Origin of the sequence: Pseudonocardia sp. SID8383 (assembly GCF_009864975.1) — a bacterium.
Taxonomy (GTDB): domain Bacteria; phylum Actinomycetota; class Actinomycetes; order Mycobacteriales; family Pseudonocardiaceae; genus Pseudonocardia; species Pseudonocardia alni.
In genome coordinates, this window is sequence record NZ_WWFY01001250.1 from 1 (window position 1) to 2233 (window position 2233).

The window sequence follows — 2233 nt, forward strand, 5'->3', positions numbered from 1 at the left end:
GGCGGCGCACCCGTTCCAGCCGCTGCTCGACCCGCGGGTGCGGGCGTTCTCGCTGCGCGCCGGGCTCGACGACCACGCCCTGCGCCTGGGCGCCCGGCCGGCCGGGATCTGGGCGCCCGAGTGCGGCTTCGCACCCGGGATGGAGGACGGCTACGCCGCCGCCGGGGTGCGCCGCTTCCTCGTCGACGGCCCCGCGCTGCGCGGCGACACCGCGTTCGCCAGGCCGGTCGGGACCTCCGACGTCGTGTGCGTCGGCCGCGACCTGGAGATCACCTACCGGGTGTGGTCGCCCCGCAAGGGCTACCCCGGTTCGGCCGAGTACCGCGACTTCCACACCTGGGACCACGAGTCCGGCCTCAAACCGGCGCGGGTCACCGGACGGCGGGTACCGACCGAGCGGAAGAAGCCCTACACCCCCGCGCTCGCCGCCCGCGCCGTCTCCCGCGACGCCGACGACTTCGTCGACACCGTCGTCGCACGGCTGACCGCGCTGCGCGCCGAGCACGGCCGCCCGGCGCTGACCGTCGCCGCGTTCGACACCGAGCTGTTCGGGCACTGGTGGCACGAGGGACCTGCCTGGCTGGCCGCCGTGCTCCGCAGGTTGCCCGAGGCCGGGGTCGCCGTGCGCACCCTCGGCGACGCCGTCGACGACGGTCTGGTCGGCGACCCGGTCGACCTGCGGGAGTCGTCCTGGGGCTCGGGCAAGGACTGGCGGGTCTGGGCCGGGCCGCAGGTCGCCGACCTGGTCGCGCGGAACGCCGCGGTCCAGTCCGACCTGCTCGCCGCCCCGCTGCCCGGCCCCCTCCGGGACCCGCTGGCCGACCTGCTCGCCGACCAGGCGCTGCACGCCCTGTCCAGCGACTGGGCGTTCATGGTCAGCAAGGACTCCGCAGCCGGGTACGCCCGCTCCCGCGCCGACCTGCACGCCGGACGGGTGGCGGAGCTGTCCGGGCTGCTGCGCGCCGGGCGACGGCGGGCCGCACAGCGCCGGGTCGCGGCGTGGGCGGACACGCCGCTGCCGACCTTCGGGCACGTGGACGCCCGGGACCTGGGACGGGTCTGACCACGAACTCGCTCACCCGGTGCGCGGACGGCGCCCCGGGGGTTACCGCCGGTCCGGTGTTTGTCAGGATCTAGCGATGCGGGTGCTGATGGTCAGCTGGGAGTTCCCGCCGGTCGTCGTCGGCGGGCTGGGCCGGCACGTGCACGCGCTGTCCCGCGAGCTCGTCGCGGCCGGGCACGAGGTCGTCGTGCTGTCCCGGGCCCCCACCGGCACCGACGCCGAGACCCACCCGACCCGCACCGAGACCGTCGACGGGGTGCGGGTGCTGCGGGTGGCCGAGGACCCGCCGGAGCTGGAGTTCGGCACCGACCTGGTCGCGTGGACGCTCGCGATGGGGCACGCGATGCTGCGCCACGCACTGACCGCGTTGCTGCCGAGCTGGCGGCCGGACGTCGTGCACGCCCACGACTGGCTCGTCGCGCACCCGTCGATCGCGCTCGCCGACGTCCTCGGGGTCCCGCTGGTCGCGACCGTGCACGCCACCGAGGCGGGCCGGCACTCCGGCTGGCTGCCGGGGCCGCTGAACCGGCAGGTGCACTCCACCGAGTGGTGGCTCGCGCAGCGCGCGGACGAGGTCATCACCTGCTCCGGCGCGATGCGCACCGAGGTGTCGGCACTGCACGACCTCGACCCGGCCGCCGTCCATGTGGTGCACAACGGCATCGACCCGCGTCGCTGGCGGTCCCGCGCCGCCGCTCCCGCGCACGCCGGCGACGGGCCGAGGATCGTCTACTTCGGACGTCTGGAGTACGAGAAGGGCGTCCAGGACCTGATCGCGGCACTGCCCCGGATCCGGCGGCGGCACCGCGGGACCCGGCTGCTCGTCGCCGGGAGCGGGACGCAGCAGGAGATGCTGGCCGAGCGCGCGGCGCAGCACCGGGTGACGCGCTCGGTGACCTTCCTCGGCCACCTGCCCGACGGCGAGCTGACCGCCCTGCTGCGCGGCGCGGACGCGGTCGTCCTGCCGAGCCGCTACGAGCCGTTCGGAATCGTCGCGCTGGAGGCCGCCGCGGTGGGAGCGACTCTCGTCGCCTCGACCGCGGGCGGGCTCGGCGAGCTGGTCCGCGACGGCGAGACCGGCCTCGGGTTCGCCCCCGGCGACGTCCCCGGGATCGCCGACGCCGTCGACCGGGCGCTGGCCGACCCGTCCGCCGCCCGCCGCCGGGCCCG

At 76.5% G+C, this 2233-nt stretch carries 2 protein-coding genes; both read left to right on the forward strand.

Features of this window, described 5'->3' with window-relative positions; translation table 11 throughout:
* Positions 1-1063: 1,4-alpha-glucan branching protein domain-containing protein (locus tag GTW08_RS30720; protein ID WP_161152894.1), on the forward strand; the 1063-nt coding region annotated here is incomplete at its 5' end.
* A gap of 76 nt (positions 1064-1139) precedes the next feature.
* Positions 1140-2233, forward strand: a 1094-nt coding sequence (locus GTW08_RS30725; RefSeq protein ID WP_161152895.1) for a glycosyltransferase family 4 protein, incomplete at its 3' end; no start/stop codon positions are given.